The 26,716-nt window shown below is 62.9% G+C and carries 22 protein-coding genes; 10 read left to right on the top strand and 12 right to left on the bottom strand.

The genetic code is table 11. The features are described from left to right. The coding region (locus VF436_RS10765) for an OmpP1/FadL family transporter (protein WP_330904019.1) at window positions 1–1,259 on the bottom strand (1,259 nt) is incomplete at its 3' end. A 304-nt stretch (window positions 1,260–1,563) separates the two neighbouring features. Between VF436_RS10765 and VF436_RS10760 the strand changes: the two genes are divergently transcribed. Together VF436_RS10760 and VF436_RS10755 are read left to right on the top strand one after the other, a co-directional pair. Beyond that, a complete protein-coding gene (locus VF436_RS10760) occupies window positions 1,564–1,860 on the top strand; it encodes a YcgL domain-containing protein (RefSeq protein ID WP_330904018.1) in 297 nt (98 codons plus the stop codon). A gap of 68 nt (window positions 1,861–1,928) precedes the next feature. Further along, the gene (locus tag VF436_RS10755) at window positions 1,929–5,423 is read left to right on the top strand and encodes an ankyrin repeat domain-containing protein (protein WP_330904017.1); all 3,495 of its coding nucleotides are present in this window, start codon (window positions 1,929–1,931) and stop codon (window positions 5,421–5,423) included. Between the two features lie 239 nt (window positions 5,424–5,662). Here VF436_RS10755 and VF436_RS10750 read toward each other — a convergent pair whose 3' ends face one another. Both VF436_RS10750 and VF436_RS10745 read right to left on the bottom strand, forming a co-directional pair. Continuing rightward, window positions 5,663–7,504 (bottom strand): monovalent cation:proton antiporter-2 (CPA2) family protein, encoded by a 1,842-nt coding sequence (locus tag VF436_RS10750; RefSeq protein WP_330904016.1) that lies wholly within the window; start codon window positions 7,502–7,504, stop codon window positions 5,663–5,665. 52 nt (window positions 7,505–7,556) lie between these two features. Further along, window positions 7,557–8,441 (bottom strand): LysR substrate-binding domain-containing protein, encoded by an 885-nt coding sequence (locus VF436_RS10745; protein ID WP_330904015.1) that lies wholly within the window; start codon window positions 8,439–8,441, stop codon window positions 7,557–7,559. Between the two features lie 97 nt (window positions 8,442–8,538). On the opposite strand from VF436_RS10745, the gene VF436_RS10740 reads away from it, so the two are divergent. After that, window positions 8,539–8,937: a tautomerase family protein gene (locus VF436_RS10740; protein WP_330904014.1), complete on the top strand. Its 399-nt coding sequence runs from the start codon at window positions 8,539–8,541 to the stop codon at window positions 8,935–8,937. Beyond that, window positions 8,934–9,509 (top strand): DUF4865 family protein, encoded by a 576-nt coding sequence (locus VF436_RS10735; RefSeq protein WP_330904013.1) that lies wholly within the window; start codon window positions 8,934–8,936, stop codon window positions 9,507–9,509. The genes VF436_RS10740 and VF436_RS10735 overlap by 4 nt, the downstream gene beginning before the upstream one ends. Window positions 9,510–9,589: 80 nt before the next feature. Here VF436_RS10735 and hemB read toward each other — a convergent pair whose 3' ends face one another. Then, entirely contained in the window at window positions 9,590–10,582 is a 993-nt protein-coding gene (hemB, locus tag VF436_RS10730) for a porphobilinogen synthase (RefSeq protein ID WP_330904012.1), read from the bottom strand. 194 nt (window positions 10,583–10,776) lie between these two features. Here hemB and VF436_RS10725 point away from each other — a divergent pair, with 194 nt between their 5' ends. Beyond that, window positions 10,777–12,288 carry a S53 family serine peptidase gene (locus VF436_RS10725; protein WP_330904011.1) on the top strand — a complete coding sequence of 504 codons (1,512 nt, stop codon included), beginning with the start codon at window positions 10,777–10,779 and terminating at the stop codon, window positions 12,286–12,288. Window positions 12,289–12,439: 151 nt separating this feature from the next. Here VF436_RS10725 and VF436_RS10720 read toward each other — a convergent pair whose 3' ends face one another. The 6 genes from VF436_RS10720 to VF436_RS10695 form a co-directional block, all read right to left on the bottom strand. Further along, complete coding sequence (locus tag VF436_RS10720) at window positions 12,440–12,772, bottom strand: hypothetical protein (protein WP_330904010.1); 333 nt, start codon at window positions 12,770–12,772, stop codon at window positions 12,440–12,442. Window positions 12,773–12,945: 173 nt separating this feature from the next. Further along, window positions 12,946–14,178 (bottom strand): ABC transporter permease, encoded by a 1,233-nt coding sequence (locus tag VF436_RS10715; RefSeq protein WP_330904009.1) that lies wholly within the window; start codon window positions 14,176–14,178, stop codon window positions 12,946–12,948. After that, a complete protein-coding gene (locus VF436_RS10710) occupies window positions 14,175–15,377 on the bottom strand; it encodes an efflux RND transporter periplasmic adaptor subunit (RefSeq protein WP_330904008.1) in 1,203 nt (400 codons plus the stop codon). The genes VF436_RS10715 and VF436_RS10710 overlap by 4 nt, the downstream gene beginning before the upstream one ends. Continuing rightward, window positions 15,374–17,272, bottom strand: coding sequence for an HlyD family secretion protein (locus tag VF436_RS10705; protein ID WP_330904007.1), 1,899 nt, complete (start codon window positions 17,270–17,272; stop codon window positions 15,374–15,376). Before VF436_RS10705 ends, VF436_RS10710 begins: the two co-directional genes overlap by 4 nt. Further along, window positions 17,256–17,930, bottom strand: coding sequence for an ABC transporter ATP-binding protein (locus tag VF436_RS10700; protein ID WP_330904006.1), 675 nt, complete (start codon window positions 17,928–17,930; stop codon window positions 17,256–17,258). The genes VF436_RS10705 and VF436_RS10700 overlap by 17 nt, the downstream gene beginning before the upstream one ends. Before the next feature lie 119 nt (window positions 17,931–18,049). Then, a complete protein-coding gene (locus VF436_RS10695) occupies window positions 18,050–19,138 on the bottom strand; it encodes a sn-glycerol-3-phosphate ABC transporter ATP-binding protein UgpC (RefSeq protein WP_330904005.1) in 1,089 nt (362 codons plus the stop codon). A gap of 161 nt (window positions 19,139–19,299) precedes the next feature. Here VF436_RS10695 and VF436_RS10690 point away from each other — a divergent pair, with 161 nt between their 5' ends. The 5 genes from VF436_RS10690 to VF436_RS10670 all read left to right on the top strand — a co-directional run bounded on the left by VF436_RS10690 (window position 19,300) and on the right by VF436_RS10670 (window position 23,726). Then, complete coding sequence (locus VF436_RS10690) at window positions 19,300–20,649, top strand: GH1 family beta-glucosidase (RefSeq protein WP_330904003.1); 1,350 nt, start codon at window positions 19,300–19,302, stop codon at window positions 20,647–20,649. Between the two features lie 46 nt (window positions 20,650–20,695). After that, window positions 20,696–21,718, top strand: a complete 1,023-nt coding sequence (glk, locus tag VF436_RS10685) for a glucokinase (RefSeq protein WP_330904002.1) — start codon at window positions 20,696–20,698, stop codon at window positions 21,716–21,718. A gap of 12 nt (window positions 21,719–21,730) precedes the next feature. Continuing rightward, the gene (locus tag VF436_RS10680; RefSeq protein WP_330904001.1) at window positions 21,731–22,108 is read left to right on the top strand and encodes a hypothetical protein; all 378 of its coding nucleotides are present in this window, start codon (window positions 21,731–21,733) and stop codon (window positions 22,106–22,108) included. A gap of 199 nt (window positions 22,109–22,307) precedes the next feature. Beyond that, the gene (locus VF436_RS10675; RefSeq protein WP_330904000.1) at window positions 22,308–22,991 is read left to right on the top strand and encodes an HAD family hydrolase; all 684 of its coding nucleotides are present in this window, start codon (window positions 22,308–22,310) and stop codon (window positions 22,989–22,991) included. Window positions 22,992–23,408: 417 nt separating this feature from the next. Then, the gene (locus VF436_RS10670) at window positions 23,409–23,726 is read left to right on the top strand and encodes a hypothetical protein (RefSeq protein WP_330903999.1); all 318 of its coding nucleotides are present in this window, start codon (window positions 23,409–23,411) and stop codon (window positions 23,724–23,726) included. A gap of 7 nt (window positions 23,727–23,733) precedes the next feature. Here VF436_RS10670 and VF436_RS10665 read toward each other — a convergent pair whose 3' ends face one another. Both VF436_RS10665 and VF436_RS10660 read right to left on the bottom strand, forming a co-directional pair. Further along, complete coding sequence (locus VF436_RS10665; RefSeq protein ID WP_330903998.1) at window positions 23,734–25,773, bottom strand: ATP-binding protein; 2,040 nt, start codon at window positions 25,771–25,773, stop codon at window positions 23,734–23,736. Window positions 25,774–26,186: 413 nt separating this feature from the next. Further along, on the bottom strand, window positions 26,187–26,678 hold the full coding sequence (locus VF436_RS10660) for a hypothetical protein (RefSeq protein ID WP_330903997.1): 492 nt from the start codon (window positions 26,676–26,678) through the stop codon (window positions 26,187–26,189). Window positions 26,679–26,716: the final 38 nt, after the last annotated feature.

Below are 26,716 nucleotides of genomic sequence, written 5' to 3'. Positions count from 1 at the left end.
AGCAGCTTACGAGTCGAATCAGGCACGCGCGGGTCACGATAGGTCGACGAGGTCGGCGTGGTGTCCACGGCGATACCGCTGCGGAAGGTCAGCTTGTCGGTGAGGTACCAATCGGCACCGACCGAGGCGTACCAGGTGTTCTTCCAGTTGAACGGTTCGGTGGTGTTCGGCTGCGCCGGGTTGGCATAGTTCACCGTGAGGTTCTTGAACACGTCCCACTTGGTCCAGGCCAGGTCGAAGCCCAGGCCGAACTTCTCATCCTGGTGCCAGTAGCTGAAGGACGCCGACGCCGGGGTGGTGAAACTGGCCGAACCGTTGGTGTGGGTGAACGGCACGCCGCCCAGACCAGCCAACAGCGGAGCCACCGTCGGGCTGCTCAGCACGGCCTGCACGTTGGTCGGCTGGGTGAAGTTCGCCGTGCCTTCCAGGGTGTGCGAGATCTTCGAGCGATAGTTCAGGCTGAAGCGATCGTTGGGCGTGAGCTTCCAGTAGGCACCCACCTGCCAACCCCACGCCCAATCGTCACCCTTGATACGCGCGGTGCCGTCCGAGCCCGGAGGCACAGCCAGGCCAAGCTGCTGGGCAAGCGCGCCAGCCTGGATCGGGCTGATGGCGCCAGCCTGGGCGGCCTGCTGCACGATGCCCAGGCCAACGGCGTTGTAGTTGACCGCACTGGTCAGCTCGGCCGTGGTCTTCTGCGCGATGGCGCTGGCGCCCAGGGCGAAGTCGTCGGTGACGTTGAACGACGCCGACAGGGTCACGTCGTAGGAAGCGAACTTGGACTTGAGCGCGTTGTAGCGGCCCACCCAGTTGTTGTCGTATTCGGTCTGGAAGCCGAACGGCACGGTACCGGCAATACCAATGTGCCAGCGGTCACCCAGCTGCGTGGAAGCAAAGAAGGCCGGGATCGGCAGGGTGGTGCCCGCATCACCGCCGTTGCCGCCGCTGATCGGACGACCCAGCGCATCGTGGGCGGAACCGGAAAATTTGGCACTGAAATTGACGCCCGTGACGTCAGCCTGGAAATAGGTGCCCTTCAGGTCGGCCATCGCAGCCGGGGCGTTGGCGATCACCGAAGCGTCGTTGCCAGCGGTAGCGGAACCGGCATAGGCACGGCCCATGGACTTGGCGCTGTCTTCCTTCAGCTGGAAGGCGCTGGCGTCGGCGCTGCGCGGTGCGGCGAGCGCACCCAGAATGGCGAGGCTCAGCGTGGCCAACGCCAGCGGACGGGACGCCCGCGAGATCGTTTGAAAGGACATCGAATTGCTCCTGCTTATTTGTTGATCCGGCTCGGGAAACAGCAAAGGATCTGTCCGCGTCATCTGTTTTCATACGCGCGTTTGAGAACCCTGCCGGGCAGAGTGCCGGCTGACCATCGCCCTTGCAAGTGCAGGCGCAGCATTTTGGGCGAGTATGATCGGACCATCACATGGCCCGCCTCGATGAACCATGGCCTACATCGGAGCCTGCCCATGCGGTGTCCATCGGCGTCGCAGACTGTTACGCTTGGACGTCTGCGCGACGCAACTGCGTCATTTCCCATGCCGCTGACAGGTGGTTGCCATGCACTGTTTCGTTTATGCCAGCCAGCGCAAGGCCGATACATACCTGTGGCTGCCCCGCCGCGACGATTTTTCGTCCCTGCCCGAATCGCTGATCCTGCTGCTCGGCGACCTGCGCTTCGTCCTGGAAGTGGAGTTGAGCGGCGAGCGCAAACTCCCGCACGAAGACGCGCAACAGGTGATCGAACATCTGCGCGACCAGGGCTGGCACTTGCAGTTGCCGCCAAGGGAGACCCTGGCCGCAGCCAATCATCCGGCTTACCGAAGCAGCCTGCGTCAGGACGACGGCGAGGAATGACAGCTTTCTCGCGCGATTAACGCGGGATTACCGCCCGCCGCTTCGACGATTCCTATACTCACGACCTCATGCCCAAACCTCAAACGCGTCGTCCGCCCCCCTTCCTGCAATCGCTTGCCTGGTTCGTTCCCGGCCTCGTGTTTGTCGCCATTGCCGCGATCGGCGCCCACCCGCTGGCCCTGATACCACTGCTGGCGGCCAATGCGCTGACAATGGCGGCGGTCTGCCATGCGATCGGGTTCGACCCGGAGCCGCGTTTCCTGCGCACCGTGCTGCGTCGTGGCGCGGCCCACTTGGTGATGTTCACCGGGTATGTGGTGCTGGTGTTCCTGCTGATTGCCTGGCCGATGCTCCAGTTGAGCCAGGGGCACGGCCTGGGTGCCGCACTGACGCTGGCCGCCGCGCTGGTCGTGGCGCTGGGCGCCTTGTGGCGCATGTGGCCGGCATTCGGCCTGGTCTTCGTCTGGGACGATGCGTATCCGGCCAAGGGCGAAGGCTCCTGGATATTCACCGCCACGGCTCGCAGTATCGCTTTCGGACGGCATCTTTCGCGCGAGGAGCGCTTTTTCACACACTACCTGCCGGCCGCCCTTGCCCTGCTGGCCCTGGCCTTCGTCGCCATCGTGCTGACCGGCCTGTATGGCATCCTGCCTTCGGAGCTGCGTATCAGCGCGCTGGTCATCTATGGCGTGGTGCTGCTGCCCGTGTGTTGCCTGATCGTGGCCAATCGCACGCTACGCGCGTTGCTCAGCGAAGATCGCGGCAAATCCCGCATGTCGCGGCAGGCCGCAACATCTACACCGCAGGCCAGCGAATCTCGCCTGCGTACCATCCCGACGCCCAAACCCGCCCCCGTGCCGCAGCTGACCGAAGAGGAACGCACCGCCGGTACACCCGAACAACAGCAGGCGTTGCTGGCGGCCACCCGCGATGGCGATATCGAGCGGGCCATCGCCCTGGTGGAAGCAGGCGCCGACCCGAACACCGCGCCCCTGCCCGGCGATCGCGACCAGCGTCCCGCGCTGATGCTCGCCGCCTTGCTCCCCGATACCCGCCTGCTGCGTACGCTCATTGCCAAGGGCGCGGATGTAAATCGCGTCAGCGGTGGGCTCACGCCCCTGCTGGCCGCCACACGCGACAGCTGGCATGGCCGCGCCGATGCCGTCATGACCTTGCTGGCCAACGGCGCCAACCCGCTCGCCACCGACCCGGACGGCAACACGCCTTTGCATGGTGCGGTACTCAGTGAGGAACCGATGGTCGCCGCGATGCTTCTCGACGCGGGCGCCTTGATCAACACGCTCAATCGCAGCGGCGTCAGCCCGCTGGCGACCGCCTGCCATGCGGCCAACTGGCCGCTGGTGAAGTTCCTGCTGGAACGCGGCGCCAAGCCCACGCCGCCCGACGGCGAACCGGCGCTGGTCGCTGCCGCCGGCGTGGCCGACGACGACGTGGAAGGCGTCAAGTTGCTGCTCAAGCACCGCGCCGCCATCAACGCGGTGGACGCACGCCATCGTAGTGCCCTGATGACCGCTGCCGCGGAAGGACACGAGCAGATCGTGCGCGTGCTGCGCGCGGCGAATGCCGATGTCTCACTGGCCGACCATCACGGCACCACGGCCCTGATGGAAGCCGCGCGCGCCGGGTCGTTCGGTATCGTGCAGTTGATCGCCGAGGCCCAACCCGATGCCCGCGTGCGCGACAACCATGGCCGTGACGCCCTCACCCTGGCCTGCCAGTCGCCGCACGCCCAGGCTGAGACGGTGCGAGCCTTGCTGGCTCTTGGGGCAGAGCCGAAAACGCCCGGCAGCGACGGGCGCAGCTCGCTAGATCACGCCGCCGCGGCGGGCCGCTGGGACCTGGTCGCCCTGCTCGATCCAGACACTCCGCTACCGGCCAGCCTGAGCGTGGATGTGCTGCCCGACGGCGCCGACACGCCGGCGCATCTGCTCGATGCCCTGCGCTTCGGGCACTGGGCCATCGTGTCCACCTTTACCCAGCGCGTGCGCGAATGGCCGCAAGGCCAGCTTGCACAGCTTTACCTGGATCTATCCGCACCTGGCCTCGGCAGCGCGCGGCGCTGGTTGCTCGAACATGCCTTGCAGGCTGAAGCACGCCTGCAACCGCAACTGGTGGATGACGCCGAAACGCTCGACGCCCAGGAAGGCATGCTTCCCACGCTGGGCCGCCGCCTGTTCGATGCCCTGTTGCAACAGCTGCCCGGTTCGGCCGAGGCCATCATGGACTTGATGCAGGCCGGCGCCAGTCCCGCCGGTGCGGGCCTGCTCAGCCAAGCCCTGCTACGCATCACCGACCGGCAACCGCAGGGTGTTGCCCTGCTGCATGCGATGCTGAGTGCAGGTGCCGACCCGTTTGGTGCCGACATGCGGGAACGCACCCCGGTGCACCTGGCCGCGACGAACGGGCAGGTCTCGATCCTGCAGGCATTGCTCGATCGTGGCTGCAACCCGAATCCGCGTGACCAGTCCGGCCGCACGCCGCTGTTTGCCGCGCTGGAACATGGCGAGCAGGCGTTGCCGCTGGTTCGCGCCCTGGTCGCCTGTGGCGCCGACCCGGAAGCCGTGGACGTCAATGGCGAAACACCGCTCGGCCTGGCACTCGATCACAGCGCGGTGGAGCGCTGGCTCAACTGGGGGCAATGGTCGCGTCCGCGCCGCCCGCTGCGTCCCGAAGACCTTCCCTCGGCCGCGGCAGCGGGCGCGCTGTCGGCCGTCGAACGCCTGCTTGAACTTGGCTTTGGCGTGGACACACGCGATCGCCAGGGTGCGACAGCTTTGCTGCACGCATGCGGCGCAGGACATCGTGACGTAGCCGCATACCTGATCCAGGCAGGCGCCGATATCGCCGCCACGGCAAGCAACGGCATGACACCGCTGGCCGCCGCCGTCGGCGCGCGACGCGACGGATTGATCAGCCTGTTGCTCGAACGCGGCGTTTCGGTCGACCAACGCCTGCCGGGCGACGCTACCGCACTCATGATCGCCGCGGCGATGGGTTACCCGGAGATCGTTGAGCAATTGCTCGATGGCGGCGCTGACGTGAACACCGCCGACTCGCGTGGCCACACCGCGCTGCACGCCGCCGCGCAATTCGGCTTCGATCACAATGACAGCCTGCGTGCGCGCCGCCTGTTTGATTCGCTGCTCAAGCACGGTGCACAGGTCGACCGTGCGGACGGCGAAGGCAAGACACCGTTGCTGCTTTTGCTAGGCGCGCACATGCGCCCCGGCAGCGAATGCGATGCCACGCATATCGGCGCACTGGTACCCGTACTGCTCGACGCAGGCGCACGCCTGGAACAGGCCGACAAGCGCGGTGTGTCGGCACTGCATGCTTGTGCGATGCACGCCTTGCTGCCGCCGGCACGTGTGCTGCTGGCACGCGGTGCCGACCGTGCAGCCGTCGATGCATTCGGCCGCACCGCCGCCGACGTGGCACGGCAACTGGGTTACGTGGATATCGCCCATGAGCTGGCCGTGCGCGCAGGCAGCGTCATTCCCAGCGTGCGGCAGACGTTGCGCCAACCCGCCCAACCCGAGTAGGAGCGATTTCAATCGCGATGCAGGACGCGACCAGGTCGCGGCTTGGAAGTTTTAAAAACACCAATCTGCGCCTGAATCGCAGATTGCTTCGCGATTGAATTCGCTCCTTAGGTCTCGATTCTCTTCAGGTCAACGGGGAGAATAGGCCGACTACAAGGTAATGGTGGGGCAGCCGCGCAACAGCGGCGATGCATTCGACAAAGAACTTCCACCAAGCTCACCCCTGACTTGTCGCCCGCCTACTCTTCCTCTTCGCTCATGTCCTTGGATGGCTCGGAGGTTTCCCGCTCATGCTTGGCAACGGGATCATCATCGGCATCGAAGATGTGCATGAGATCCTTGAGCGCTTCCCGCGACGTCTGAGTCAAGCGTGCATCGTCGTCATAGACCAGGTATTGCGCCTTGAGCAGGCGAATATCGTGCTCGCGAAAACGATCCACGCGATCGGTCGCCAGTTCGCTCGACAACCCCAGGCTTTCCAGCGTCATCCGGGTCATCTTGAGACTGGAATAGAACGTCTCGCGCACGGGCATTTCCACACCCAGGTCCATCAGGCGAAACGCGTGCTGGCGGTTGCGCGCACGGGCAACGATCTTCAGGTGCGGATACTGGCGACGCACCAGTCGCGCAATGCGCAGGTTGGCATCTGGATCATCGGTGGCAAGCACGAACACTTCGGCCTTGTCGGCCTGTGCGGCACGCAGCAAATCCGCGCGCGCCGGATCGCCAAAGAACAACGAGGTATTGTTGAAGCGACGCAAGGTATCCATCTGCTCGATGGACGACTCCAATGCGACAAAGGGCACGCGCTGCGCACGCAGCACGCGGCCAACAATCTGCCCGACGCGGCCGAAGCCGGCAATGATCACGCGCGGTGCGTCGGCGGTGATTTCATCGTATTCACGGGTGGGTTTCTTTTCCGCCACGCTATCGAGCAGCTTGGCGCAAAGCACCACCAGCACCGGCGTCAACGCCATCGTCAAGGTGATCACCAGCACCAGCAGGCTTTGCTGTTTGGCGGTGATCAGTCGCGCCTCCATGGCCTGCTTGAGCACCACGAACGCAAATTCGCCGCCGCAGGCCAGCAGCATCGCCAAGCGCAAGGCATCGCTTCGTGTCAGGCCGCCGACGATCCGCCCCAGCGGCCACAGCAACGCGCCCTTGAGCAATAGCAGCAATCCCACAAGCGCAGCCACCATCAAGGGCTGATGCAGCAGTTGCAGCACATCCATCGACATGCCCACGCTGATGAAGAACAGCCCCAGGAGCAGACCCTTGAACGGCTCGATATGCGATTCCAGTTCATGGCGATATTCCGAATCGGCTAGCAGCACGCCGGCCAGGAAGGCGCCAAGCGTGGAGGAAACCCCCACGACCTCCATCAGCCACGCCGTACCCATCACCACCAGCAAGGCGGTGGCCGTGGATACTTCGACCGCATTGGCGCGCGCCACAAAACGGAATACCGGGCGCAACAGGTAACGACCGCCCACTACCACGGCAAGAATGCCGAAGATCGTGCGCGCGCTGGCCACCAGATCCAGGCCATGCTTGGTATTGCTGCTGGCCAGCAACGGCACCGCGGCGATCAAAGGAATGGCAGCCAGGTCCTGGAACAGCAGGATGGCGAACGCCTGGCGACCATAGGCCGAACCGGCCTCCTTACGCTCGGCAAGGATCTGCAAACCGAACGCCGTGGAAGAGAGCGCCAGGCTGCCGCCGATGATCGCGGCGGCCTTGGTGGTCAGCCCATACAAGTAGTAACCCGCAAGACCGATGATCAGACTGGTGGCCAGCACTTGCAGCAGGCCCGTACCGAAGACCGAGCGCCGCATCACCCACAAGCGCTGGGGAGACAGTTCGAGGCCGATCACGAACAGCATCAATACGACGCCGAACTCGGAAATCGTCGCCACGCCGGCTGTATCGGCAACCAGGCCAAGCATCTGCGGCCCGATAACCACGCCTGCGACGAGATAGCCCAGCACCGACCCCAGACGAAACCGCTTGGTCAGCGGTACCGCGATCACCGTGGCGAGCAGAAAGACCAGCGCCGTTTGCAGGAAATGATGACTGTCCAAGCACGCGCTCCGTATACGAAACCCGATTATTCCACGCGAGGCGTTCGCTCGCTCAGGTTTTTGCGGGCGCAGCCACTTGGCCAAGCGCCTGGCGCAGTATCTCGTCCAGTCGTGTCACCGCTGGGGCAGCATCGGCACGTGCACGGTGCAAATGCAGGCCAAGCACAGGAAGCTCCGGCAACCCGCCCGGTGCTGCCGGGCGTACCGAGGCAGGCAGACCGACCGATGTGCGCATCCCCAAGCCCAGGCCGGCGGCTACCGCTGCCCAGATGCCGGCCAGACTGGCGCTGGTGAAAGCAACCCGCCAGGGAATACCCGCGCGGTCCAACGCCGTCGTCGCGGCGGTTCGCATCAGGCATGGCGCATCCAGCGATACCAACGGAACCGGATCGCCGGATTGAAATTCGAACGGCTGATTGGCAGGCTCGATCCAACACATCGGCAGCTCCGCCAGGCGTTGCTGGTAAGGCGTCGAATAGTTGCTGTCCCAGGCCAGGGCGAGATCCAGCTTGCCGGCATCGATGCGCTCAAGCAGCTCACGATTGCGCGCAATGCGCGCCTCGATGCGCACCTTCGGATGAGCCCGCGCGAAGCGTCCCAGCACCTCGGTCAGCAGCGACTCGCCGAAATCCTCCTGCAAGCCCAGACGCACCCAACCCTCCAGCTCAGTACCGTGCATCGCCGAGGCTGCCTCGTCGTTGAGGTCCAGCAGGCGGCGGGCATAGGCAAGCATGGTCTCACCGGTCTCAGTCAGCACCATGCCGCGCCCCAGCCGCCGCAGGACGGGGGCGCCAACCTGGTCTTCGAGCTTCTTCAGCTGTGCACTGACTGCGGAAGTCGAGCGCCCCAACCGATCCGCGGCCTTGGCGAAGCTGTTGAGTTCGACACCCTCGACGAAAGTACGCAGGACATCGAGGTCGAAATGGACCCGGCGCATAATAATCCCAAAAAAGTGGACAATTAATTCAATAATTTCCGATTTTCAGGATTATCGTGCCGCGCTAGCTTGTTGTCGTCAAGCCAAGGAGCCCCCCATGCCATACGCCCGCATCACCCTGCACAAAGGCAAGTCCGAGTCCTACCTGCGCGCCCTCGCCGATGGTCTGTTCCAGGCCATGCACGAGTCATTCGAAACACCGGCTACCGATCGCTTTCAGGTCATTCATCAGGTGGAGCCGGGCGAGCTGATTTATGACCGCGATTACTTGGGTGGTCCGCGCTCGCAGGACTTCGTGCATATCGCCATTACCGTCGGCCGCCCGCGTGACGCGCAGACCAAGCAGCGCTTCTACCAGCATGCGGTGACGCTGCTGGCGCAGAACACTGGCATCGATCCGGAAGATGTGATGATCGTGGTGCACACGACGGCATCGGAAGACTGGTCATTCGGCGGTGGTCGCCAGGGCATTACGGCAGCCCAGGTCCTGTCATGATCGCCATGCAGTACAGCTTCACCTTGCCGGCTGACTACGACATGCAGATTATCGCCCGTCGCATCGCCGGGAAAGGTGGCATGACCGACGATTTCCCGCATCTGGCATTCAAGGCCTACTTGAGCGCTACGCGAGAAAATCCGGGCCTGCCATCCCGCGACAACCTGTACGCACCGTTTTATTTGTGGCGCAACGAGAAAGGCATGAATGCCTTTCTCGGCGGACCATTCAAGGCCTTGTGCGAATCATTTGGACGCCCATCCATCAAGGTGTGGCCGGTATGGCAGGCCAGCCTGAAGCCGGACATCCGTGAAGCGGCGTTTGCGACGCGTGAACTGCTGGACATCCCGGTCGATGCAGACCTGGATGCGTGGCGCCTACGGGAGCGCGATCGCACCTTGCACGATACCGCGCATGGCGCCTTGGCGGCAGTCGCCGCTTATGAGCCGACCGGATGGACCGCCGTACGGTTGCGACTATGGCGTGAACGGCCAAGCCCGGCCCAATGGCAACAGGCGTATGAAGTCGGGCACGTGTCGGCACCATCGCTTGAGACGTTGTCATTGGGCTAATGCCAAACCTCCAAGTCGCGACCTTGTCGCGACTTGCTTTGCGCCGAAGGTCGCCCCGACGGCAGGTTTGAGGAAGCGGTTTACTCTCCGCGCAGCCACTTCGCTGCGTCGATCGCGAAATACGTAAGAATCGCATCGGCACCGGCACGCTTCATCGCCGTGAGCGATTCGAGCACCACGGCGCGCTCGTCAAGCCAACCATTGAGCGCGGCCGCCTTGAGCATCGCGTACTCGCCGCTGACCTGGTAAACGAAGGTCGGCATGCCAAAGGCGTCTTTCACGCGGCGCAGGATATCCAGGTAAGGAAGGCCAGGCTTGACCATGACGGCATCGGCGCCTTCGGTGATATCGAGTTCGACTTCGCGCAAGGCCTCGTCGCTGTTGCCGACATCCATCTGGTATGTGTGCTTGTTACCCTTGCCCAGGTTGGCCGCCGAACCCACTGCATCGCGAAACGGACCGTAGAAACTCGATGCGTACTTGGCCGAATAGGCCAGGATGCGCGTGTGGATATGACCGGCGGCTTCCAAGGCATCGCGAATCGCACCGACGCGGCCATCCATCATGTCCGATGGCGCCACGAAATCCATACCGGCCTCGGCCTGGGCCAGTGACATCTTGATCAAGGCCTCGACCGTAGGCTCGTTCATCACGTAACCGCTATCGTCGATCAGACCATCCTGGCCATGCGTGGTGTAAGGATCGAGCGCCACGTCGCCGATCAAGCCCAGCTCCGGATAAGACGCCTTGAGCGCACGCGTAGCACGTTGCATCAGGCCATCGGGATTCCACGCCTCACGGGCGTCCTCCGTCTTGACCGCCCCACCCGGCGACGGGAACAGCGCCAAAGCAGGAATGCCCAGGCGCACGCATTCACCGGCAAGCTTGAGCAATTCATCGATCGACAACCGATCCACGCCCGGCATGGATGGCACGGGCTCGCGCTGGCCTTCACCCTCGATGACGAACGCCACCATGATCAGGTCGGAGGCAAGCAGGGTCGTCTCGCGCATCAGCGCTCGCGAAAAGGCATCGCGGCGCATGCGGCGAGGACGAACAGAGGGAAAGGTCATGGGCAGTCGCCTCGGATGAGATGCACTCAGGTCATTCTACTCCCCAGCCCGAACCGCGACGCAGGACATCACGTCGCACCGCAAGATCCAGCGCTCAAGACTGACAAGCGCCTAAATGCATCTTGCTGCGGTTACATCAGCGCAACGCTTGCGGGCGCAGGCTCACCTTCCCCCGCCGCCCATGGAGCACGCCCATGTCTGCCATCCACGCCCATTGCGCCTTCCCAGACGCCCGGTACCTCGGTCCGCGCGATGACCAGGACCACATGGAAGTCACCGTCGTACTGCGACGCCGCGCCGACCGCCCGGCGCTCGCACGATGGCCTTCCACGAAACCACATGATCGTGCGAGCTTTGGCGATCGCTTCGGCGCCGATCCGCTGGATATTGAAAAGCTGCGTGGCTTCGCGCAGGAACATGGATTGCAGGAAACCGATTGCCAAGCCCATCGCCGCGTCATGCGCCTGCGTGGCTCGGTGCCCGCGTTGCAGCGCGCATTCGGCGTCGAACTGGGACACTACCAGGCGACCGATGGTCGCCAGTTCGTTGGCTGCAAACCCTCCCCGCGTCCGGATCAGCTCCTTGGACCGCATGTGATCGCCGTACTGGGACTTGATCAGCGCCCGGTCGCCAAGGCGCATTTTCGCGTGGCGCAGCAACAGCCCTCGCAAAGCTTTACGCCCGTGCAGGTGGGCCAGCTCTATGGCTATCCCGCCGACACCGACGGCAGTGGGCAGACCATTGCGCTGATCGAACTGGGTGGTGGCTACCAGCAGGATGATCTGGACCAGTATTTCGCATCATTGAAGATGGCCACGCCCAATGTGACGGCTATCGGCGTGGCCGGTGGTGGCAATCAGCCAGGGGGCGATGCCGATGGCGAGGTATTGCTGGATATCGAAGTAGCCGGCGCACTAGCGCCCGAAGCCGCGATTGCGGTGTATTTCGCACCCAATACCGACCAGGGCTTCTATGAAGCCATCTCGCAAGCAGCCCACGACACCACTCACAAACCTTCCGTCATGTCGATAAGCTGGGGTGGCCCGGAAGCCAGTTGGAGCGAACAATCCTTCAACGCCATGCAGAGCGCGCTTGAGGACGCCCTTGCTATGGGCGTCACCGTACTGGCCGCAGCGGGCGACGACGGCTCCAGCGATGGCGAATCGGACAATCAACCGCACGTGGATTTTCCCGCATCCAGCCAGTACACCATCGCCTGTGGCGGCACAAAGCTGCAATCGAGCGACAACTCGATCGTCAGCGAAGTGGTGTGGAATGAAACTGCTTCGAACGAAGGCGCCACCGGCGGCGGCGTCAGCACCAAGGTGTCGGCACCGGATTGGCAAAGCGGCATCACGCTGCCTGAGGGAAAACGCGGTCGCGGCGTGCCCGACGTCGCCGGCAATGCCGACCCGCTGAGTGGCTACCAGGTACGCGTGGATGGGCAGGACACGGTCATCGGCGGTACCAGCGCTGTCGCACCGCTGTGGGCCGCATTGATCGCAAGGCTCAACCAGTCACTGGGAACGTCCCTCGGCGACGTACACGCAGCGCTCTATCAAATTGGCGCCACCGCCTTCAACGACATCGCGCAAGGCAACAACGGCCGTTTCGATGCTGGCAAGGGCTGGGATGCCTGCACCGGCTGGGGCAGCCCCAAAGGCCAGGCATTGCTTGAGGCCTTGCAAGGTATGAAGCAAAGTTGATGTGCAGGCCGGAAACGGGAGCCGGGTGGCGGGGGGCGCGCCATGGCGCGTTATCGCAAGCCATCGAATCGCCAAAGAGCAAGTCCGCTCCGGTCATGCGAACCGTTCGGACTTGCGCCCCGCTACCCGTTTCCCGCTCCGTTTTTTTACCTCAATGCTTCTGACGACGGATATCGCGGCTGTTGCGATTTTCCGCACGGTTGAGGTTGTTCTGTTCTTTCTTGGTCAGATGACCGTTGTGCTTGGCTTCGTCGTTGGATTCGCGCTTGGCGATGTTCGCATCGCGTTTTTCGTCGCGCGCGGCCTGTTTGGCGTTCATGGTGCCATTGGCCACACCATTGTTGATGCGGTTCTGCTGGTTGTCTTCGCGCTGGTTCACTTCGTTGACGCGCGGATGACCCGGCACGTCCTGGGCCATGGCGACCGAAGCAGCGGCGGTGGAGAAAACGAGCGCGGCGACGAAGATACGGCTGATCGACTTCATGAATATTCCTCCGGGTCTGGTTGGCGACGGCTCCCCGCAACCCGGTTCGGGTCGCGCCGTCTGCAAGCGCAAAAACGTGGCGCCAGCGAGCCCGTTGACGACTACCGCATGACAGCGCACCCGTCCGTTCAGCTACGACAAGACCGCAAGTTCCACGCAAGCCTGACAATCGATCACTCGTCACGAATCGCGGCGATCGGATCCAGCGCCGCCGCCTGTCGCGCGGGGTAGATACTGAAACCGAGGCCGATCGCCACACAGGCCACCACGGACGCGGCGATGCTTACCGGAGACCATGCGACCTGCCAGCCCGCGAACGCGGCAATCGCGTACGCCAGCGCGGCGCCAAGTACCAGCCCCATGCCTGCGCCGGTCGTGCAGATCACCATGGCTTCGCGCACGAAACCGACGACGATGTCGTGCCTGCGCGCACCCATCGCACGCAGCAAGCCGATTTCGCGGCGGCGCTCCAACACATTGGCAAGCATGATGTTCATGATGCCGATACCACCCACCAGCAGGCTAACACCAGCAATCGTGCCCATGACGATGCTGAAGATCCGCTGCGTCTTCTGGTTCTGTTCGTACAACTGCTGCGGCACGATCAAACGATAGTCGGCCATACCCGCATGCCGTTGATCGAGCATCTTGGTCAGCACACGTGCGGCGCCTGCCAGCTTATCGGCGTCCTTGATCCGGATGAGCATGCGATCAGCCTCGTCTTCCATAGGCTGAAAACGCAATCGTGCCCGGGCGCTCGATAGCGGCACGAATACGCGATTGCTCTCCGCGCCAAGCGACACGCCTTCGAACTTGTCCTTGCCCAGGTCGCGATCGGCCAGCACGCCAACGACACGAAGCCAGACATGGTTGGCCTTGATCAGCTTGCCTACCGCCTGCCCATCCGGGAACAGCTGATGGGCCGCCTGGTAACCCAGTACCGCGACGGCGGCCAGAGCCTGATCGTCCTTGCTATTCAAGGCACGCCCTTGCGCGACATGCAGCGCCACCAGGTCAAAGTAGTCAGGCGTCACGCCGCTGATTTCCGCATCGCTTTGGCCGGCGTCGCTGAACACGGCCCAGCGCCGGACGGTTTTCTCCGCCGCGTAACCCTCAACGCCGGGAACTGCGTCACCGGCCGCACGGGCATCGGCCAAGGTCAGGCCGACGCTGCGCGCACGCGTTTCACGCATGGCGTCGGTGTCCTGCGACTTGGCCTCCACGATGATGTTGTGCAAGCCCAGGCTTTCCACCAGCCGTAGCGCCTCGCGTCGACTGCCCTCGCCCACACCCTGCATGGCCACGATGGCCGCCACGCCAAAGATCATGCCGAGCATGGTCAGCAGTGTGCGCAACTTGCGGCGTGCCAGTTCCTCGATCGCCTCCCGCCAGACGTGGTCTATCATGGCAACTCCTTTGCTTGCTTGGCGGTGGCATCGACCAATACCACTTGGTCGCCCTCTTTCAGCCCATCCATGACCTGCACGAGTGATGCAGTACGCACGCCCAGTTTCACGGCCTGCCTGACCACCTTGCCATCTCGCAGTACGTTGACGTGATCGCCATCGACCAGCGCGATGCTTGGCACGCTCATCGCACGATCGCTATGCAGCAGGATGATCCTGCCCGCGAATGTGCGCCCAGGCGTCCAGTCGAACTTGCGCGCCATCTCTGCCGGCACAGGTACCTTGATGTCCAGGTACTTGACCGGGTTGTCGCGACTGCGCGCCTGCGCCGCGCCGGCGATCCAGCTCACACGCGAGCGAAGGGTCTGCTGGGTATCGCCCCAAGGATGCAGCTCCACATCGTCACCGATCTGGATGCCCTGGGCATCGATCTGCGGCACGGACAGTTGCACTTCCAGCGAGGAAAGATCCGGCAGACTGGCAAAGCTGTTGCCCGCCCACAGGTCGACACCCACATGCGGCACCTGCCCGGCCCAGTCCCGCTCCAGCACCACCATGCCCTCGTAGGGTGCCCGCAGTTCCAGGGCGCTGAGATCATCCTGCTTTTGCTTGACTTGTTGTTGATAGGTGTCCTTTTGCGCATCGATCACCGCCAGCTCGGCCGCACCACGCGTGCTGGACTGCCTGTCACGCCATTGCAGGATCCCTTGGCGCACGCGCAGGTAATTTTCATCCAGCACGGCATCGAGGATATCGTTGCGCGCCAGGGCGGCCAGCGTGGCGTGCGCGTAGCGGTGCGCGATGGCCAATTGCCCGTCGACCTGCACGAGATCCACACCGATCTGCCCGGCCTTGCTGCCCAGCTCATCCTGCTTGCCTTCTCGGGCGAGCGCATTGCGCGCCAGATCGACCAGTGCCTGTTGCAGGTCGTTCTTGCTCTGCTCGGCGGAAAAGCGCGCGACGAGATCGCCTTTTTGCACATGGCTGCCATCGGGCAGCATCCATACGACCTGACGTGGTGCAAACGTCTGGCCAGGCACCAGCATCGGCGTGGACTTGTTCGAACGCAGCTCGCCCAGCCCTTCGACAGAAAACTCCAATGGCGACGCCGTGACGCGAACGGTGACCGCATCGCTCGCCTCGTTGTGATGGCAAGCGCCCAGGAAAGCTGCAGCAACCATGATCAGCCAGCGCTTCATCGGCCCGACTCCGGCGTGGGTGGCAGCACCTGGACCTGCACGGTCTGTCCTGGCTTGAGTGGCATGTCGGTGTCATCCAGGGCCACGATCACATCCACCACGGGAATCGCCTCGACGCGCGACTTGCTGTGCACGTTACTGGCTATATCGATGATCTTGCCGCCAATGCTGCGATTGCCGCTGCCGACGACTCTCACACTGGCATGTTGTCCCATCCGCACCCTGGATATATCGCGCTCGGGAACCGCCGCGCGTACGGCCAGCGTGTGGACGTTCGGCATGTCGCCGACGGGCTGTCCAAGCCATATCTGGGTACCCACGTCGATCTTGTCGCCACTCCATCCGGTTTTATGCAGGAATATGCCGTCCCGAGTCGCTCTGATGCTCAATGCCGACTGCGATGCCTTCAGCTCCGCCACATTCGCACTCAACTGGGAGACTTCCGAGTCGGCCAGGCGCAATTCCGCGGCACGTTCGGTGGCCGCCACCCGCTCGCGGTTCGCGGCGAGCGTGGCACGCTGCTCGGCACGAATACGCTCGATGACGAGTTTCTTGTAGGCGACGGCGGCGATGTATTCCTTCGGCTGATCAGCCTTGCGGCGGGCTTTTTCCATATCGGCAACCGCCGCGGCGGTTGCCAGTTGGGCCTCTCGCTCACGATCGGCCAGATCCAGCACCAGTTGCTCCTTCTTGCGCTGTTTTTCGGCCAATGCGCTCTGCTTGGCGGCCAGGTCCTTCACTACGGTGCTGGCATCGAAAGTCACCAGCACATCGCCTTTTTTCGCCACTTCACCATCAGGCGCCATCTGCGTCACCGTCATCTGCCAAAGGCCAGACACAGTCGGCGGCAGAATGGGGATCGACTCTCGGGCAAAGATTTCGCCGTCGATATCCAGCGGTTTGGCGGCGGGCGCCTTGCTCGGCGCCGGATCGGCCTTTTCGCCCAGGTCGGTGTCCACCCGCACGCTCATGCCCGATTTGAACGGTAGACCATGCGCATCGGACAAGGCGATGTCCACCGCAAAATAACGCCCGTCACCCCATTCGCCTTTTTTCTGTGCAGCGTCGGAAATGCGCGTGATGTCACCCTCGACACGCTGTCCCGGGAAGGCATCCAGTTGCAGGGCCACGCGCTGTCCTACCTTGAGCCCGGCACGATCCGGTTCGAGCACCCAGGCACGCGCGTTGAAACGGCTCCCGGGGCTGACGACACGGCCGATCTGCGTGCCCGGATAACCCATCGCGCCTTCTTCATAACGGCGGCCATTGCCGAACACTTCGTCGAAATCATGTACCACGACGCCGCTCTGCCTGGCACGCGACACCGCGCCTTCGACCTGGGCCTGGCTTATATCCAGCAGCAACTGTTGCTTGCGTGCATCGAGCTCGTCGTCCTTGCGGCGCCGTTCAACGGCTGCCTGTGCATTGGCCGCTTCCAGTTTCTTGAGGGCAAGCGCCTTTTCGGTGCGCTGTATCTCGCTCTGGTATCGATCATGGTCGAGTGCCGATACCAGTGTGGCTGGTATTGCCGCATCGATGGCCGCCGTGTCGCGATCGGCCTGGGCAGTGGCCAAGGCCAACTCGGCATCGATGCGCTTGAGTTCCAGATCGGCGATTTCCTTGTCGTTCTTGGCACCGGCCTGCGCCATGTTCGCACGCTGCTTGTGCAGGTCTGCCTCGGCCTGGCTGGCATCAATGCGCACGGTGACATCGCCGGCTTTCACCGACGCACCCTCGGGCACGTAGTAGCGCAGCGCGACCGGCGCATTCATCGAATGCGGCACGAAGATCGGCTCGCCCCCTTCCACCTGGATTTCTCCCGAAAACACCACCGCATGCGCGGCGGTAGCCATCCATGCCAGCGGCCATCCCAGCCAACTAATGCGCCGTATCAAATTCCAGGCTCCCGTCGCGAATTCCCAACTGGCGCTGTGCGCGCGCAGCTACATCCGTATCGTGTGTCACCAGCACCACGGTCTGTCCGGCGGCATGGACTTCCTCGATCAGCGCCAGCACGTCAGCCGCGCTGCGCGAATCGAGATTGCCCGTGGGCTCATCGGCCAACAGCAACGCCGGTTGCATCAGTAACGCACGCGCGATGGCCACGCGCTGCATTTGTCCGCCGGACAACTGGTTCGGACGGTGAGCTAAATGGCGTGACAACCCCATGCGTTCGAGAAGTTGCAGGGCCCGCGCCTCCAGGCCGTCGTCCGGACCACGCAGGAAACGCCGTGGCAGCAGCACGTTTTCGAGGACATTCAGGCGCGGCAGCAGATGAAAGGACTGGAAAACGAAACCGATGCGACGATTGCGAAAATCACTGGCGCGTTCATCGTCGAAGGCCGAGACGTCCTGGTCTTCCAGGTAGTAACGGCCAGAGTCGGGCCGGTCCAGGCAACCGAGCATGTTGAGCAATGTGGATTTGCCCGAGCCGGAGGGTCCGACGATCGCGGTGAATTGTCCGGCTGGAATTTCAAAATTGACGCCATCGAGCGCCTTGATCACCTGCCCCCCCACCCGGTAGTGCCGGGTGACGGCCTCCATGCGAACCATGTGCGCTCCTGAGCGTATTTGCCGCTATCTTGCGTCAACGCTTGACGCTTGGGGAGTAGGCGAAGTCCGATATCAATGCCATACAACACCAGGCGGAGCCACATGAGGACCGAAACGCATTAACTTGCGATTCGCTCCCCTTGGCTAGCATCGAAAAAGTGCATGCGCTCGGGCACGAATTGGAAATGTAACGTGCTGCCGTGCTCGGGCATTTCACGTGTGGTCAGGCGTGACACGAGGGACTGGTCGCCACGGCGCAGGTTGAGAAAAGCTTCGCTGCCTACCGGCTCTATCACTTCAAGTTGCGCACTCAGTTGCGCACGCTCGGCCTGCGGTTGCAGTTGCAGGTCTTCCGGGCGCACGCCCAGGACGATCTCGCGGCCCTGCCAACTTTCCAGCGCCGGGGGAAGTACAGGCAACGGCAAGCCTCCCTGTGGTGTGGACAGTGTCCAGCCTTCGTCGCGTTGCAACGTGCCGCGAAAGAAATTCATGGCTGGGCTACCCAGAAAACCGGCGACGAACAGGTTGGCAGGTTTGTCGTAGAGATTCATTGGCGTGTCGATTTGCTGGATCACGCCGCCATTCAACACCACGATGCGCTGGCCGAGTGTCATGGCCTCGATCTGGTCATGGGTGACGTAGATCATCGTGGCCTTCAGTTGCCGATGCAGGCGAGCAATCTCCACGCGCATGGTCAGGCGCAGCTTCGCATCGAGATTGGACAAGGGCTCATCCAACAGGAATACCTGAGGATTGCGTACCAGCGCCCGCCCCAGGGCAACGCGCTGACGCTGGCCGCCAGACAATGCCCCAGGGCGCGAGTCGAGCCGATGTTCCAGTTCCAGCGTCCTGGCCGCCTCGCGCACGCGTCGATCGATCTCGGCCGGATCCTGCTTGCGCAGCTTCAGGCCAAAGCCCAGGTTCTCGGCGACGGTCATGTGCGGATAGAGCGCGTAGTTCTGGAACACCATGGCGATGTCCCGATCCTTGGGCGCAACGTCATTGACCACCCGGTCTCCCATGCTCAGCGTGCCGCCACTGATGCTTTCCAGCCCGGCGATCATGCGCAGCAAGGTGGTCTTGCCACAGCCCGAAGGCCCGACCAGCACCAACAGTTCGCCATCGGCGATCTCGAAGCTCGCATCGGCCACGCCCACGTGTCCATTGGGATAAACCTTGCGCAACTTGTCGAGACGAACAGTGGCCATGCATGCATCTCCCGGCCTCGCGCTGTAGCAAAGCCTGCGTGGATTGGACGACGCCGCCCTGGCATGCGCCGAGGCGGCTGCACAAGCGGACAAGATTCGGATATTCTCGCAATGTAATCGTTTACATCAAGCCGCGATGCGGCATCGAGAGTCCTTCACTCATGAGCAGCTACCGCTTTCCCGACGGCTTCCTGTGGGGCGCCGCCACATCCGCCTACCAGATCGAAGGCTCCCCGCTGGCCGATGGTGCCGGCCCGAGCATCTGGGAGCGTTTCGCGCATACGCCCGGCATGATGGTGGGTGGCGACACCGGCGACATCGCCTGTGACCACTACAACCGCTACAAGGATGACGTGCAACTGATGAAGGCCCTGGGCCTGAAAGGCTATCGCCTGTCGATCGCCTGGGCGCGCGTGTTGCCTGAGGGGACAGGGCGGGTGAATCAGAAGGGCCTGGATTTCTACTCCCGCCTGGTCGACGAACTGCTCGAAAACGGCATCGCACCAAACGTCACGCTGTTCCACTGGGACTTGCCGGCAGCGCTGGACGATCGCGGCGGCTGGCTCAACCGCGACATCGCCCACTGGTTCGCCGAATACGCCGAGGTCATGTACAAGGCCCTCGATGGCCGCGTGCAGCGCTGGTCCACGCTTAACGAGCCATGGGTCGTCACCGATGGCGGTTATCTGCATGGCGCGCTGGCGCCGGGTCATCGCAGCAAATACGAGGCGCCTATTGCAGCGCACAATCTGATGCGCGCCAGCGGCGCTGGCATCCAGGCGTATCGCGCGCACGGCAAGCATGAGATCGGCGTGGTGTTCAACATCGAGCCTAAATATCCTCACTCGCAAAGCCCCGAGGACTTGGCCGCGACGCGACGCGCCCATGCCTACATGAATGAGCAGTTTGCCGATCCGGCGCTGCTGGGCAGCTATCCGCCGGAGCTGAAGGAAATTTTCGGACCGGCATGGCCGGACTTCCCGGAAGACGACTTCAAGCTCACCAAGCAGCAGGTCGACTTTGTCGGCATCAACTACTACACACGCGCTGTGGTGAAGAACGATCCGGCACAGTATCCGCTCAGGGCCTCGCCGGTGCGCCAGGCCAACAAGACCTATACCGAAACCGGCTGGGAGGTTTTCGAGCAGGGCCTGACCGATACATTGACCTGGTTCAAGAGCCGCTACGGCGATATTCCGCTCTACATCACCGAAAACGGATCGGCGTTCTACGACCCGCCGGTGGCCGAAGCGGATGTGCTCGATGACCCGCTGCGCACGAACTATTTACGTAAGCATTTGAAGGCTTTGCATAAAGCCATCGATGCCGGGGTCAATCTGAAGGGTTACTACGCTTGGTCTTTGCTGGATAATCTTGAATGGTCGTTGGGGTTTTCTAAACGCTTCGGCCTGTACCATGTGGATTTCGCCACCCAGAAGCGTACGCCCAAGGCGACGGCGAAACTTTATGCCAAGGTGATCGAAAGCAACGGTGCGGTGCTGGACGATTGATTCGGACCGATAGCGGCTTGCGTGACCCGCTCTGCCAGGATTTTTCATGCGTTCTACCGCTAGCAGTCACACTCTCCTTGCCGATCTCGGTGGCACCAATGTCCGCTTCGGCCTTGCCGATCCCACGGCAAAGGACCCCCTGCTGCACGATAGCGTGCGTCGCTATCGCGTGAAGGATTTCGGCTCCCTTGCCGAAGCCATCCGCCAGTACCACAGCGACACCGGCTTGACCGCGAAAAACGCGGTCATCGCCGCAGCCGGCCGCATCAGCGACGGCGAAACGGTGAAGATCACCAACAACCCCTGGTCCATTGCCGCGCACAAGCTCGCCGACGAGCTGAAGATGGACTGGGTGCACCTGGTCAACGACTTCGCCGCGCAGAGCATGGCGGTCATCCTGCTCAAACAGGATGACTTGGTGCCGGTCGGCAAGCTCGCGCTGCCTGACATCGGTGCCGAGGCCGAGGAAACCTACTGTGTCGTCGGCCCGGGTACCGGCCTGGGCGTGGGCGGCCTGCTGGTGCGTGACCGCCATTGCAGCGTGTTGCAGACCGAGGGCGGCCACGCCGGCTTCGCCGCACACAGCCCCGAAGACATCGAGATACTCAAATACCTCAACGGCAAGTTCGGCCGCGTCTCCAACGAGCGCCTGATCTGCGGCCAGGGTCTGGTCAATCTCTACGACGCCATCTGCGCCATCGCCGGCCAGAAACCCGACGAACTGCAACCGGAAGACATCACCGAGCGCGCCAACGACAGCAGCGACCCGTTATGCGTGCGCACGGTGGAAACCTTCGCCGGCATCTTCGGCAGTGTCGCCGGTGACCTGGTGCTCACGCTGGGCGCGTGGAACGGCGTGTATCTCACCGGCGGCTTGATCCCCATCCTGCTGCCGTGGCTGGAGCGCGGTCACTTCCGCGATCGCTTCGAGGCCAAGGGCCGATTCCGCGACATCATGGAAAAGGTGCCCACGCAGGCGATCATGAATCCCGAACCGGGTCTTGTCGGTGCCGCCGCATTGGCGGTGGTCGAGTCCGGTCGCCCGGTCCTCGCCGAACGGCGGTCCTGACCGGCCAGGCTCGTGTTTCTATTCCGGCGCCAGCGCAAGCCCGCCATGCTCGATCCGGATACCCTCCGGGCCGAACAACTCAATGCCGGTCTCGCCCTGGCGATGGAGTGGGGCGAGAATTGGCTCAAGCCGATCCAGGCGCGCCTGCGCCTGCGCTACCCGCAGCTCTCTCAGGCCGAACTGGACCAGTTCAATAGTCTGTGCCAGGAGGCGATGAAATTCGGCCATGACACGGTCTACGAGCTGGCGCAGGAAGCAGGCACCAAGACGCGCGTCAGCGATTTCGAATCGCGCTTTCGCACGCGCTATCCCTGGGCCGATGCACGCAATGTGTCGCACCTGTACAGCCAGGGCATGTATTACGCGTGGAAGGATGGGGCGGCGTTGTAACAGGTGTAACGCATCGCCGTGTTCTTATGGAGACGTGAAATGAGTCGCGGGGGCGCATGGATGACCACGGCCGCAACCGCAAGATGCACGATGGTGTTTTCGCGCCCAGGCAACACACAGCGCCCATCGAACTTGCGCCCCCGCTGCCCGTCTCCCATCTCCTGCCGTAAAACCACCGCTACGCTTCGGAGTTCAACACATGTCCCGCGCTACCACCGCTTTCCTCTTCGACCTCGATGGCACGTTGATCGACAGCGTCTACCAGCACGTGCTTGCATGGAAGGAGGCGCTGGACAAGGAGGGTGTGGAGCTTTCGGTCTGGCGCATTCACCGCAAGATCGGCATGAGTGGAGGCCTCTTCGCGAATATCCTGTTGCGCGAAACCGGCATGGCCATCACCGAGGATCGCCTCGATCGCTTGCGCCGCTGGCATGCCCAAGCCTATGGACGGCAGGCCGAACGCGATGAAGTACGGCCCTTGCCAGGCTCGCGCGAACTGCTCGCCTTCCTCACTGAGGAAAAGATTCCCTGGGCGATCGCAACCAGCGGACGCATGGAAACGGCACGCCACAACCTGGAAGCGCTCGGCGTCGATCCGGGCAAGGTCCCGGTCGTCACGCGTGATCAGGTGCGGCACGCCAAGCCCGATCCCGATCTCTTCGTGACGGCCGCCGAGCGCCTGGGAATCGACATTCAGCGCTCGCTGGTAGTGGGCGACAGCATCTGGGACATGCTGGCCGCTCAACGTTGCCGCGCGCTGGGAATCGGATTGCTGTCCGGCGGCTATGGACAGCAGGAGCTGGAAAGCGCTGGCGCATTTCGCGTGTATGAAGATCCGGCGGGTCTGCTCAAGCACATCGACGAAGTGGCAGCACGCAGCTGACCGCGTCTCCCGCGAGGCGAGCCCGGCTGCCGGCACGCACGGGCGGATTCGCAAAGCCAGGTAAACCCGCGACACAAACAGTCACCATCAAAGGCGTGTATCTCATGGCTTGTCGGACAACGGCCACCGAGTGCCTGCGTGGGCTTCCGGCATCACGATCCACAGCAGCGTCAAGATGAGCAATGGGCTGCACTTTGATCAGCCCGCGCTTTACAGCAATGGCTCGTGCATCCAGTACATCAGCGTACTGCATCAATAAAGGTGTTCTCGATCTGCTAAAGAACCTTTGCGTCGCCGGTTGGCCGGCTAGCTGGAACCATTGCAGCCGCACGTTAAGTTCACGTTTGTCAGCCGTGATTCATCGCCTGGCTGTCGCATAAGGGTAGGCTCGTGATCATGCGATCAACGAGCCTATCCATGCAGCGCCTATTGCCCTTGCTGCCACTTGCGGCCTTGCTTGCGGCGTGCTCGCCCGACCATCCGCAGCCGGACAATGCGCCACCGCAACCCAAATCAGCTCGCGCCGTGCTGGGTTCTCCGCAGTGGTATGCATGGGTCGACAGCAGCTTGCAGATCAGTGACAACGGCCACGGGCCGGATCCGGGTTCAACCGAGTGGAACAACGCCGTGCAGCGAGAACTCGGCCAGGAAGCTCCGCAGTCGCAACCGGGGTCGCCCGAATGGCAGCAGTCGGTCGATTCACTGCTGCGCACACGGGCGCCGCTGGCACCATAAGCTGAATTCACGCGACAAATCCGATACGCCGTGAGCCGCGACCGGGCTTGAGCGCCTGTTCGCTACGCAACCACGCAAGCAGGTCGCTCTCGCTGCAATCGTCCTGCGCCTCGATTCGGTGCCGCAGTGCCGTGAAGTCTCCCGGCGCCAGGCAGTCCAGCGATGCCAGTTGCCGCTGACGTTCGCCTTTATCCCATGCTTGACGCAGGCCAAAGCGCTCGACGTAACGAATGAACAGGCGCTCGCGTTGCGCCAGGTCGAGCCATTCGAAACGCAGCTTGAAATCGAATCGGCGCAGCGCGGCCGCATCGAGACTCTCCATCAGGTTGGTGGACGCGACGAATATGCCCTCGAACTCTTCCAGCCTGACCAACAACTCGTTGACCTGGGTGATTTCCCAACGTTGCATCGCGCCCTGTCGCTCACGCAGGAAACTATCGGCTTCGTCCAGGCAAAGCACGGCATCGTCGCGCTCAGCCTCACGAAACATGCGTGCGATAGCTCGTTCGGTTTCACCGACATACGATCCGAGTAACTCCGAGGCCCGCCGCTTGAGCAAGGGGCGTTCGATACACTCGGCGATATGCGCCGCCAAGGCGGTTTTGCCGGTTCCTGGCGGACCATACAGGCACAAGCGTGCGCTTGGCCGACGCGCGAGCAGGTCGAGAATCGGCGCCACCGGCTGATCGGTCCGGATCAACGAAGGGTCGTAGCGGTCCTTGTGCGTGTGACGCGCAAGCGGACGGGCGCCCTGCACGTGCAGGATTTCGTTGAGCGAATCGCACAGCACCTCGCCGGCCCGCTCACTGTCACGTACGTTCATGCGTTCGAGCATGCGTACGGCTCGCTGGTAATGCGCTGGGGCAAAAGCATCCCGCTCGGCAATGACATCCATCAACGCCGGCTCGATCTCCCAACGCCGCAATTGCTGCGCAAGCATGGCGCGACGCGCCCTGCGCGGTGGCGAGGACATCTCGATCACCATGTCGAAGCGACGGCATTGCGAATCATCCATGCCACTGAACCGATTGCCGATCCAAATGCAGGGCACGCGCGAGGTCTCAAGCTGGCGATTGATCCAGCTTTTGTAACTGACCGCACCAGTGCGTGAGTCCCCTGAACGCCGAAAGACATCCTCGATCTCGTCGAACAGCAGCATGGCTTGCGCATTGGCAGCAAACGCCTTTTGCGCAGCGTCATAAGCCATAAGCCTTGCGCGCCCTTCGATGGGTTCGCCATCGATATCAGCGGTACGAACGCTATAGAGCGTCAACCCCAACTGCGCAGCAAGCACGCGAGCGAACTGGCTCTTGCCCGTGCCCGGCGCTCCGTGCAACAGAATATTGGCACCCTTGTGGTCCTGGCATGCGGCCGAGATATAAGCGCGCACGCGTTCGGCATCACGATTCATGTGCGCATAGTCGCTCCAGCCAAGTTCGCTGTCGCCGCAGGGCTCGAACAGGCGATCCAGGTAGACTGAAATATCGCTGGTTTCCTCGGCGATGATCGCGGCGAGCCCCTCGCCCGGCTCGATGCAATCGATCGCACCGCCGTAGTTACCGTAATATATCGACAACAATCTGGCCGATAACAACGCACCACGCACGCGCAGGCAACTGCGCAGGCGATCCTGCGGCAGGCCCAGCGCATCCTGGAGCAGGCGGCCGATGCCACCGCGGTGTGACGGATAGCGTTTTTCATCACGAGCCGCCGTACCTAGCACGGCATCCTCGTGGACCATGCAGACGAAGGCGAAAACCTGCAACTCGTCGGCGTTGAGCGAAAACACTCGCGCGAAATCGGCAAACAGCGGATCGGATGCGATACGCACGCGCGACTCCGTCCGCGCCAGCAGCGCGGCAACCTTGACTTGCAAGGCTTCACGATCATCCGCGCATTTGTACACGCGCAGGCGCCGCAGTCCCTGGCGTATCGAGGAAAAAAGAGCCGTATCATCGGCCGCGCAGCCATCGAGGCGAGCTCGATACAACCGCAGCAACCACAGGCGCACCCAGGCGGCACGCAGGTTCCGTGTAGACGTGTTCATCATTTCACCAGCGCATCAAAGCGCAAAGACAAAGGTTCACGACACCGCCACAGGACCCTCCTGTGCGGCGCGGGCGTCCTTTAGGACGCGGTGAAAAACCTCGGGTGATGAATGACACGCATGACGGAACCCTCAGGAGGGAGCGGGGAAGTGGCGCACTCTAGCCTTGGCGCGCGTGTTGTGCAAGGACTGCCCGGCGAGCGACGTGCCTTGCTGTCCGCGTGACAAGAGGGGTTGGCGATGGGAGGTGGGTCGCGGAGGCGCCAGTCCGCACACGTATTGCACGCATACCGCGCTGCCAGAACACAAGCCATCCTGGCCTCTGGCGTACGAACTGGCGCCCCCGCCATCCGTCTCCCATCGCCAGAGGCAAGCGGCATCATCGAGTTCCCTCAGCACTCACTCATCGAACCTCAATCGGAGGATTCCATCCGCACTCGCGAAACTTTCGTCTCGACATATTGCTTGCCATCGAACTTGAGCACGGCTGCCGCGCCGCCGGAGGCATCGCCCTCCACGGCGCGCAGGTCGTGATATCCGTGGGTCTGGGTGTCGAGCACCGTAATGGCATAGCCGCCCGTATCGAGCACCACGCGGGCACCCTGTTCATCGACGGCGACCAGCCAATACGGCCCGGACGACGCCGCCCAGCCGCAGGCATGCATGGTAGTGAGCAGATAACCGGACTTCGGCCTGTCTGCCCGAAGCGTCACCGGCTCGCCCTGCAGCTTGCACTCTACTTGCGCGGCAAGCATATCCTTGAAGCCCTTGCTCGCCTGCACGGCTTTGGCCACGGCATCGGGCACCGCGCCCATGGCTTGGTCTTCAATGGAGTATTGGTTGTCGGCGGCCACCGCCGGCATGACCAGAACCAGGCACAACAGTACCCATTGGCTGCCTTTCATTGAATGCTTCCTTCGCTGCATGAGCCGCTATCGGCGCA

The sequence above is a fragment of the Dyella sp. genome, assembly GCF_036384435.1.
Taxonomy (GTDB): domain Bacteria; phylum Pseudomonadota; class Gammaproteobacteria; order Xanthomonadales; family Rhodanobacteraceae; genus GSA-30.
This window is presented reverse-complemented; position numbering and strand designations above follow the sequence as displayed.

Bases quoted from the DNA above. Each gene is read 5' to 3' on its own strand.
- VF436_RS10760 (WP_330904018.1), top strand. From the start codon at position 1,564: ATGCACTGTTTCGTTTATGCCAGCCAGCGCAAGGCCGATACATACCTG.
- VF436_RS10755 (WP_330904017.1), top strand. From the start codon at position 1,929: ATGCCCAAACCTCAAACGCGTCGTCCGCCCCCCTTCCTGCAATCGCTT.
- VF436_RS10745 (WP_330904015.1), bottom strand. From the start codon at position 8,441: ATGCGCCGGGTCCATTTCGACCTCGATGTCCTGCGTACTTTCGTCGAG.
- VF436_RS10740 (WP_330904014.1), top strand. From the start codon at position 8,539: ATGCCATACGCCCGCATCACCCTGCACAAAGGCAAGTCCGAGTCCTAC.
- VF436_RS10735 (WP_330904013.1), top strand. From the start codon at position 8,934: ATGATCGCCATGCAGTACAGCTTCACCTTGCCGGCTGACTACGACATG.
- hemB (WP_330904012.1), bottom strand. From the start codon at position 10,582: ATGACCTTTCCCTCTGTTCGTCCTCGCCGCATGCGCCGCGATGCCTTT.
- VF436_RS10725 (WP_330904011.1), top strand. From the start codon at position 10,777: ATGTCTGCCATCCACGCCCATTGCGCCTTCCCAGACGCCCGGTACCTC.
- VF436_RS10720 (WP_330904010.1), bottom strand. From the start codon at position 12,772: ATGAAGTCGATCAGCCGTATCTTCGTCGCCGCGCTCGTTTTCTCCACC.
- VF436_RS10715 (WP_330904009.1), bottom strand. From the start codon at position 14,178: ATGATAGACCACGTCTGGCGGGAGGCGATCGAGGAACTGGCACGCCGC.
- VF436_RS10710 (WP_330904008.1), bottom strand. From the start codon at position 15,377: ATGAAGCGCTGGCTGATCATGGTTGCTGCAGCTTTCCTGGGCGCTTGC.
- VF436_RS10700 (WP_330904006.1), bottom strand. From the start codon at position 17,930: ATGGTTCGCATGGAGGCCGTCACCCGGCACTACCGGGTGGGGGGGCAG.
- VF436_RS10695 (WP_330904005.1), bottom strand. From the start codon at position 19,138: ATGGCCACTGTTCGTCTCGACAAGTTGCGCAAGGTTTATCCCAATGGA.
- VF436_RS10690 (WP_330904003.1), top strand. From the start codon at position 19,300: ATGAGCAGCTACCGCTTTCCCGACGGCTTCCTGTGGGGCGCCGCCACA.
- glk (WP_330904002.1), top strand. From the start codon at position 20,696: ATGCGTTCTACCGCTAGCAGTCACACTCTCCTTGCCGATCTCGGTGGC.
- VF436_RS10675 (WP_330904000.1), top strand. From the start codon at position 22,308: ATGTCCCGCGCTACCACCGCTTTCCTCTTCGACCTCGATGGCACGTTG.
- VF436_RS10670 (WP_330903999.1), top strand. From the start codon at position 23,409: ATGCAGCGCCTATTGCCCTTGCTGCCACTTGCGGCCTTGCTTGCGGCG.
- VF436_RS10665 (WP_330903998.1), bottom strand. From the start codon at position 25,773: ATGAACACGTCTACACGGAACCTGCGTGCCGCCTGGGTGCGCCTGTGG.
- VF436_RS10660 (WP_330903997.1), bottom strand. From the start codon at position 26,678: ATGAAAGGCAGCCAATGGGTACTGTTGTGCCTGGTTCTGGTCATGCCG.